This window comes from Pseudomonas sp. XP1, from assembly GCF_053557675.1.
The window spans coordinates 3,206-12,591 of record NZ_JBNRIJ010000061.1 but is presented as its reverse complement, the minus strand read 5'-3'; the positions used below and the strand labels follow the sequence as shown (position 1 = coordinate 12,591).

General features: G+C 66.3%; 3 protein-coding genes. All 3 read left to right on the top strand.

Annotation, left to right across the window (positions count from 1 at the left end; translation table 11 throughout):
• The first annotated feature begins 215 nt into the window (after window positions 1–215).
• Window positions 216–3,698, top strand: coding sequence for an exodeoxyribonuclease V subunit gamma (gene recC / locus ACK1U9_RS25285; protein WP_108479976.1), 3,483 nt, complete (start codon window positions 216–218; stop codon window positions 3,696–3,698).
• A complete protein-coding gene (recB, locus tag ACK1U9_RS25280; protein ID WP_108479975.1) occupies window positions 3,695–7,372 on the top strand; it encodes an exodeoxyribonuclease V subunit beta in 3,678 nt (1,225 codons plus the stop codon). The genes recC and recB overlap by 4 nt, the downstream gene beginning before the upstream one ends.
• Window positions 7,369–9,386 (top strand): exodeoxyribonuclease V subunit alpha (recD, locus tag ACK1U9_RS25275; protein WP_449110264.1); only part of this gene is annotated, 2,018 nt, incomplete at its 3' end. The genes recB and recD, both read left to right, overlap by 4 nt.

Here is a 9,386-nt window from a genome sequence, read left to right as displayed (position 1 = left end):
GGAGCGGGTTCACCCGCGAACACCGGCAAAGCCGGTGCCATCCACCGCGTCGCCCGCTTCGCGGCTAAAGCCGCTCCCACAGGGACGGCGCAAGGCCGCTTACAGGGTTCCTCCGATGCCTTGCCAATCGGTTGATGGCACTGCGCCATGCTCTCCGTATGGTACCTACGTGATATCGTTTCCCCTCATCCCCAGCGTCAGCCAGAGGCCTCCCGATGCCCAATACCACTCACCTCCACTCCGGCTTCATGATCGTCCACGGCAACCGCCTCGACGACCTGCGCAGCCTGGTGGTGAGCTGGATGCGTCGCTATCCCCTGGCACCCCTGGAAAACGAAATCGCTCTGGTCCAAAGCAATGGCATTGCCCAATGGCTCAAACTGGCGCTTGCCGAAGACCCTCAGGACGACGACCAGGGCGGTTGTGGCATCGCCGCCGCCATCGACGTGCAATTGCCGGGCAGCTTCATGTGGCAGTTGTACCGCAGCGTGCTGGGCCGTGACGAAATTCCCGAAGTCTCCCTGCTCGACAAGGCACCGCTGACCTGGCGTCTGATGCGCCTGCTCCCGGCCTTGATCGAACGCCCGCATTTCGAGCCGTTGCGACGCTTCCTCACCGACGACAGCGACCTGCGCAAGCGCTATCAGCTCGCCGAGCGCCTGGCCGACCTGTACGACCAATATCAGGTATACCGAGCCGACTGGCTCAAGGACTGGGCCGCTGGCGAGCACATCCTCAACACCGCCCGCGGTGAACGCAAGGCACTGCCCCCGGGCAACCGCTGGCAGGCCGAGTTGTGGCGCGCATTGCTGGAGGACGTTGGCGAGCAGGGCATGGCGCAGAGCCGTGCCGGCGTACATCAACGCTTCATCGAACGGATCAACAGCTTGGGGCAGGCGCCTGCCGGTCTGCCGGCCCGGGTGATCGTATTCGGCATCTCCTCGCTGCCAGCCCAGGCCCTCGAAGCACTGGCCGGCCTGGCGCGCTTCAGCCAGGTGCTGCTGTGCGTGCACAACCCTTGCCGCCACCACTGGGCCGATATCGTTGCCGACAAGGACCTGCTGCGCCACCAGTACAAGCGCCAGCAACGCAAGCAGGGTATGCCCTTGCAACTGGACGACCAGTCGCTGCACCAGCACGCCCACCCTTTGCTGGCCGCCTGGGGCAAACAGGGCCGCGACTACATCAACCTGCTCGACAGCTACGATGACCCCGGCAGTTATCAGGGTGTGTTCAGCGACGGTCGCATCGACCTGTTCAGCGACGGCTCGCCTACTACGCTGCTAAACCAGTTGCAGGACGACATCCTCGAACTGCGTCCGCTCGCCGAAACCCGCGAGCGGTGGCATCCAGTCGACCCGGCCAAGGACCGCTCGATCCGCTTTCACATCGCCCACAGCCCGCAACGCGAAGTGGAGATCCTCCACGACCAGCTACTGGCCCGTTTCAGCGCCGACCCAACCCTGCGCCCGCGTGACGTGATCGTCATGTTGCCGGCCATCGATAGCTATGCGCCGCACATCCGCGCCGTATTCGGCCAGTTGCAACGCAACGATCCGCGGTACATCCCGTTCACCCTGACCGACCAGGGCCAGCGTGGTCGCGAACCCTTGCTGATTGCCCTCGAACACCTGCTCAAGCTGCCGGACAGCCGCTTCGCGGTCAGCGAAGTGCTCGACCTGCTGGATGTGCCGGCAGTCCGCGCCCGTTTCGGCATACGCGAAAACGACCTGCCCACGCTGCACCGCTGGATCGAGGGGGCCGGCATCCGCTGGGGCCTCAATGCCGAGCAGCGGGCCAGCCTCGGCTTGCCCGCCGGGCTGGAACAGAACAGCTGGCGGTTCGGCCTGAGGCGCATGCTGTTGGGTTATGCCGTAGGCGTGGGTGAGGCCTGTGACGGCATCGAACCCTACGATGAAATCGGTGGTCTTGATGCGGCACTGATCGGCCCGCTGGTCGCCTTGCTGGACGCCCTCGAAGTGGCCAGCAACGCTTTGTCCGAGCCTGCCACTGTCAGCCAGTGGGGCGAGCGCCTGCATGCCTTGCTGCAAGTATTTTTCCTGGCCGAGGGCGAGCACGATGAGTTCCTGCTGATGCAGTTGCAGGATCTGCGTGATAGCTGGCTCGAAGTGTGCGAGGCCGTCGGCCTGCAAGACCCATTGCCGTTGACCGTGGTGCGCGAAGCCTGGCTGTCGGGCCTCGATCAGGGCAAGTTGTCCCAACGCTTCCTCGCCGGCTCGGTGAATTTCTGCACCCTCATGCCGATGCGCGCCATCCCGTTCCGGGTGGTCTGTCTGCTGGGCATGAACGATGGCGATTACCCCCGCGCCCAACAGCCGCTCGACTTCGACCTGATGGCCAGCGACTACCGTCCCGGTGACCGCTCGCGCCGTGAGGATGATCGCTATCTGCTGCTAGAGGCGCTGTTGTCGGCCCGCGACCAGCTATATGTCAGCTGGGTCGGGCGCAGCATTCGCGACAACAGTGAACGCCCGGCCTCGGTACTGATCGGCCAGTTGCGCGATCACCTTGGAGCCGGCTGGCAGCTGGCAGGCGCGGAGCCGGGGCAGCCAGCACAACCAGGTGAGCAACTGCTGCACGCACTGACCCAAGAGCACCCGCTGCAACCGTTCAGCCCACGCTACTTCCAGAAGGGGAGCCCACTGTTCAGCTTTGCCCACGAATGGCAACTGCTGCACCAGCAGGGCCAGGAAGACGAGCAGGCTGACCCCGGCCTGCCGCCATACCATGACGATGAGGCTTTGAGCCTGACCCAGCTGAATGACTTCCTGCGCCACCCGGTGCGGCACTTCTTCAGCCAGCGTCTGAAGGTGTACTTCGAAGCGCTGGAAGCACCGACCCCGGACGAGGAACCCTTCGTCCTTGACACCCTGCAACGCTACGGCGCCAGTGAAAGCCTGCTGGGTGTAGCGCTGGCCGAGCCGGACAATGCCGAACAGGCCCTGCAGGCACAGGCCCGACGCTTGCAGGCCTGTGGCGTGCTGCCGCTGGCCGGCTTTGGCGAACTGCTGCAGCGCGAGCTGATCGAGCCCCTGCCAGACTTGCTGCAACGCCACCGCCAGCTATTACAGCGCTGGTCGCAGCTGGTCGAGGGGGCATTGCCAGTGCATTTCGAGCACGGCCGGCACCGCCTCGAAGGCTGGCTGGGGCGGGTGTTCCAGGCGGATGACCAGAGCCTGCTCAGCATCACCACCGTACCCAATACCATCAGTGCCGGGCGCAACGCCCTGAAGTGGCACCGCCTGATCGCGCCCTGGGTCACGCACCTGGCGGCCTGCGCGGCGGGCTACCCCTATAACAGTGCGCTGGTGGCCAGCGACCTGACCCTGCTGCTTGCGCCACTGCCGCAAGCGCAGGCGGCGCAATTGCTGGGCGACCTGCTGGTAGCCCGTCAGGCGGCGATGAATGCGCCGTTGCCGGTCGCGGCCAAGACCGCGTTTGCCTGGCTGGCCCAGGACGATAGCGACAAAGCCTTGGCTGCTGCTGCCCGCGCCTACGAAGGCGACGAGCGCACCAGCTTCGGCGAGCGCAGTGAAAGCGTCGCCCTGGCCCGGCAGTTCCGTGACTTTGCCGCGCTCACCGCTGATGAAACCTTCGAAGGCTGGTGCGAAGCCTTGTACCGCCCATTGTTCAACGCCCCGTGGCAGACCCTGGGCAACCCGGAGAAAGGCGCATGACCCAGGACCGTCCCCTGGCACTGAGTTTCCCCCTGCATGGCAGCCAGCTGATCGAGGCCAGCGCCGGCACGGGCAAGACCTTCACCATTTCGGCGCTTTACCTGCGCCTGATCCTCGGTCACGGTGGCGAGCAGGGCTTCGACCGCGAGTTGCTGCCACCGCAAATCCTCGTGGTGACTTTCACCGACGCCGCCACCAAAGAACTGCGCGAACGTATCCGCGCCCGCCTGGCCGAAGCTGCGCGGTTCTTCCGTGGCGAGCTGGTAGCGGCCGACCCGCTGCTGCACCAGCTGCGTGACGACTACCCGGAAGAAGCCTGGCCACGCTGTGCCGGGCGCCTGGAAATCGCTGTGCAGTGGATGGACGAAGCAGCGGTATCGACCATCCACGGCTGGTGCCAGCGCATGCTGCGCGAACATGCCTTCGACAGCGGCAGCCTGTTCACCCAGACCTTGGAAACCGACCACAGCGAACTGCTGGGTCAAGTCATGCGCGACTACTGGCGGCGCTTCTGCTACGGCATGCAAGGCGACGCGCTGGCCTGGGTGCGTGGCCACTGGGGTAGCCCCGACGCCTTGCTGCCGCGGATCCGCCCACTGTTCGGCCGCGTGCGCGCCCAGCAGGACGGGCCAGAGCCGGCGGCACTGATTCAGGCATCGCTGCAGCAGCGTGGCGAGCAGTTGGCCCGGCTCAAGGCGCCTTGGGCGCAATGGGCCGAGGAATTGCGCCAGATCTGCCGTGATGCACTGGCCGCCAAACAGGTCGATGGCCGCAAGATGCAGGCCCGTTACTTCGAGCCCTGGTTCGACAAGCTCTGCGCCTGGGCCGCAGACGCACAACTGGTGGAGCTCGACCTGGGCACCGGCTTTACCCGCCTGACCCCGGCGGGCATGGCCGAAGCCTGGAAGGGCGAGCCACCCGAGCACCCGGCCCTCAATGCCATGCAGAGCTTGCAGCAACAGTTGCAGGCCCTGGACAGCCCGGATGCCCCATTGCTCGAGCATGCCGCCAACTGGGTATCGGCACGCTTCGAAGTGGAGAAGCGCCGGCGTGCGGAAATGGGTTTCGACGACATGCTCCTGCGCCTGCAGCACGCCCTGGCCAGCGAGGCCGGCGAGCGCCTGGCCAGCCTGATCCGCGAACAGTTCCCGGTGGCGTTGATCGACGAGTTCCAGGACACCGACCCGGTGCAGTACGGCATCTTCGAGCGCATCTACCAGATCAGCGAAAACCGGCGCGAAACCGGCTTGTTCATGATCGGTGACCCCAAGCAGGCGATCTATGCCTTCCGTGGCGCCGACATCTACACCTACCTCGCCGCCCGTCGTGCCACGAGTGGCCGTCTGCACAGCCTGGACACCAACTACCGCTCCAGCAAGGCCATGGTCGCGGCGGTCAACCACGTGTTCCTCCAGGCCGAGGCGCGTGCGGCAGGGCGTGGCGCGTTCCTGTTCCGCGAGGCCGATGACAACCCTTTGCCGTTCATCGAGGTCCGCGCCAAAGGCCGTGGCGAGCAACTGTTGATCGACGGTGAAACCTGTGCAGCCCTGCAGTGCTGGCATCTGGAAAGCGAAGAGCCTGTCTCCGCCAGCGTGTATCGCCAGCAGCTGGCAGCCAGCTGCGCCAGCCATATCGTCGCCTTGCTCAATGGTGGGCAGCAGGGCACGGCTGGTTTCCAGAGTGCCGAGGGCGAACTGCGCCCGTGTCTGCCATCGGACATCGCCATCCTGGTGCGCGATGGCCATGAAGCGCAGATGGTCCGCACCGAGCTTGCCGCGCGCGAGGTGCGTAGTGTGTACCTGTCCGACAAGGATTCGGTATTCGCCGCCCAGGAAGCCCACGACCTGTTGGCCTGGCTAAAGGCCTGCGCCGAACCCGACTCGGAGCGCCTGCTCAAGGCTGCCCTGGCCAGCCTTACCCTTGATCTGTCTCTGGCTGCGCTGGACCGCCTGAATCAGGACGAGCGGGTCTGGGAGGACTGGGTCATGCGTTTTCGCCGTTACCGCGACACCTGGCAGCGCCAGGGCGTGCTGCCGATGCTGCGGCACCTGCTGCATGACTTCCAGCTGCCGCGCACACTGATCCGCCGCAGCGATGGCGAGCGGGTGCTGACCAACCTGTTGCATCTGGCCGAGCTGCTGCAACAGGCCGCTGGCGAACTGGACGGCGAACAGGCACTGATCCGACATCTGGCCGAGCACCTGGCCAGTTCCGGCCAGGCCGGTGAAGAGCAGATCCTGCGTCTGGAGAGCGATGAGCAGTTGGTGAAAGTGGTGACCATCCACAAGTCCAAGGGCCTGGAATACCCCTTGGTCTACCTGCCGTTCATCTGCACCAGCAAACCGGTGGACGGTAGCCGCCTGCCGCTGGCCTGGCATGATAGCCAGGGCAACGCCCATCTCACCCTCACCCCAGACCAGGAACAGATCGAACGCGCCGACGACGAGCGACTGGCCGAAGACCTGCGCCTGCTCTACGTGGCCCTGACCCGCGCCCAGCATGCCTGCTGGCTGGGTGTCGCCGACCTCAAGCGGGGCAACCAGAAGAGCTCGCACCTGCATCGTTCGGCGTTCGGTTACCTGCTGGGTGGTGGCCTCGCCTTGCCGGGCTCGTCGCAACTGACGGACTGGTTGCAGGCCTTGGCCAAGACCTGCCCGCACATCTCTTGCCCAGGCCTGCCGTTGGCAGATGAACAGCTGTATCGCATGCCGCACACCGAGCATGAGCTGCTGCCTGCCCGCAAGCCGCGTCGCGCAGCGGGCGCCGAGCATTGGTGGATTGCCTCGTACAGCGCCCTGCGCGTCGGCGACCAGACCCTCGGTGCCGACAGCTCCCAAGCCCAGCAGTTACTGGATGATGAAGTGGTCGATACCCAGGTGCTGCGCGAGGTCCCGGCCGACAGTGGCGATATTCACCGCTTCCCGCGCGGGCCCAACCCCGGCACCTTCCTGCATGGCTTGCTGGAATGGGCGGGCCGCGAGGGCTTCAGCCAGGTCAGCGGCAATGCACGGCTGATCGAGCGAACCGTTGGCCAGCGCTGCAACCGTCGCGACTGGACCGGCTGGATTCCCACCCTGACGCTTTGGCTGCAGCGCCTGCTGGGCGAAGCGCTGCCGTTGCCGGGCAACGACCTCGGCGTGACGCTAGGGCAGTTGTGCCACTATCAGATCGAAATGGAGTTCTGGTTCGCCAGCCACCAGGTCGATGCCGAACAACTCGACCGCCTGGTGGTACGCCACACCCACCCCGGCCTGGCACGCCCGGCGGCGCAGCCGACCGTGCTCAATGGCATGTTCAAAGGCTTCATCGACCTGGCCTTCGAACTGGACGGGCGTTACTATGTGACCGACTACAAGTCCAACTGGCTGGGCCCGGATATCCAGGCCTACGATGCCCTGGCCATGGAAAAGGCCATCCTCGAACATCGCTACGACCTGCAATACGTACTGTACCTGCTGGCCCTGCACCGCCAGTTGCGCGCCCGCCTGCCGGACTACGACTACGACCGCCATGTCGGCGGCGCCCTGTTCATCTTCCTGAGAGGCGCCAGCAGCAGCGGCCACGGCGTTTATCACACCAAGCCACCGCGCGAGCTGATCGAAAGCCTCGATGCGCTGTTCCGCGGCGAGCATCCGCCGGTACAGCAGGACCTGTTTGCCGGAGCCGTGATATGAGCCGAAGCCTCGTCGACTTGTTGCCCACCCCGCTGCACGCCGAGCACCTGCTCGCCTTGGCGCCACAGCATGACAGCGGCGACCTCCTGCAACTGCTCGACCGCTGGGTAGAGCGGGGCTGGCTGCGTGCCCTGGACCGTGCGTTCGTATCGTTCCTGGAGGAGCGAGCCCCCGGTAGCGACCCCCTGCTGTTGCTGGCCGCCGCCCTGGCCAGCCACCAACTGGGCCACGGCCATGTCTGCCTCGACCTGCAGCAAACCCTGGCCGAGCCCGATTTTGCCCTGTCGTTGCCGCCTGAAGGCGACGCCTTGACCGGCCCCTTGCTGTTGCCCTCGCAGTTGCTGGCCAACCTTGACCTGCACGCCTGGCGTCAGCGCATTGCCGCCAGCTCGCTGGTGGCCGCAGGGGATTCCCCGGGCCAGCAGGCGCGGCCTCTGGTGCTCAGCGGCGAGCGTCTGTACTTGCGCCGTTACTGGAGTTACGAGCGGCGCATCGACCATATCCTGCGCCAGCGCCTGACCCAGGCCGAAGCGCCTCCGGCCGACCTGCCTGGCCGTTTGGCGCAACTGTTCGACGGTGGTGCGCCGGCTGGCCAGGTGGACTGGCAGAAGCTTGCCTGTGCCCTGGCCACCCGCGCCGGCTTCAGCATCATCACCGGCGGCCCTGGCACGGGTAAGACCACTACCGTGGTGCGCCTGCTGGCCTTGCTGCAGGCGCCGGCGGTGGAGCAGGGCAGGCCGCTGCGCATTCGCCTGGCCGCGCCGACCGGCAAGGCGGCCGCGCGTCTGACCGAATCCATTGGCCAGCAGGTCGAGCGCCTGCAGGTCAGCGCCGAGGTGCGCGGGCATATCCCCACCGAGGTCAGCACCGTGCACCGCCTGCTCGGCAGCCGCCCTGGTTCGCGGCACTTCCGCCACCATGCCGGCAACCCGCTGCCGTTGGACGTGCTGGTGGTCGACGAAGCGTCGATGATCGACCTGGAAATGATGGCCAACCTGCTCGATGCCCTGCCGCCACGGGCGCGCCTGGTACTGCTGGGCGACAAGGACCAGCTGGCCTCGGTCGAGGCCGGTGCGGTACTGGGTGACCTGTGCCGGGATGCCGAGGAGGGCTGTTACTCGCCGGCGACCGAGGCATGGCTGGAGCAGGTCGGTGGCGAGTCGCTGGCGGGCAGTGGCCTCAAGGCCGGCGATGAGCAACGCAACCCGCTGGCCCAGCAGGTGGTGATGCTGCGCTTCTCGCGGCGTTTCGGCGAAGGCAGCGGCATCGGCCAGCTGGCCCGGCTGGTCAACCGCCAGGACGCCCATGCGGCGCGCAGCCTGTTGGCTGCGCCGCCACCCGATGTGCACAGCCTGGCCCTGAAGCACGAACAGGACCGCGCCTTCGACCGCCTGCTGCTCGACGGCCTCAACCGCGGCAGCGATGGCCCGCAGGGCTACCGCAGCTACCTGCGCACCCTTGGCCGCTTCCGCCCGGCACTCGGCACCGCCGTCGACGCCCCCGCGTGGGAGCAATGGGCGGGCAAGGTGCTGCACAGCTTCGAGGACTTCCAGCTGCTGTGCGCGGTACGCCGGGGCGCCTGGGGTGTTGAAGGCCTCAATGAGCGGGTAGCGCGGGTGCTGCACAATGCCGGTCTGATCGACAGCCAGCAGCCCTGGTACGAAGGGCGCCCGGTGCTGGTAACACGCAACGACTACGGCCTGGGCCTGATGAACGGCGATATCGGCATTGCCCTGCGCCTGCCGGACGAGCACGGCGAACCCCTGTTGCGCGTGGCCTTCCCGCGTAACGACGGCAGCGGCGGCGTGCGCTTCGTCCTGCCCAGCCGGCTGAACGAAGTGGAAACGGTATTCGCCATGACCGTACACAAGTCCCAGGGCTCGGAGTTCGGCCACACCGCGCTGGTGCTGCCGGATGCGCTCAACCCGGTGCTGACCAAGGAGCTGGTATACACCGGCATCACCCGCGCCAAGCACTGCTTCAGCCTGGTCGAGCCCCGCCAGGGTATTTTCGA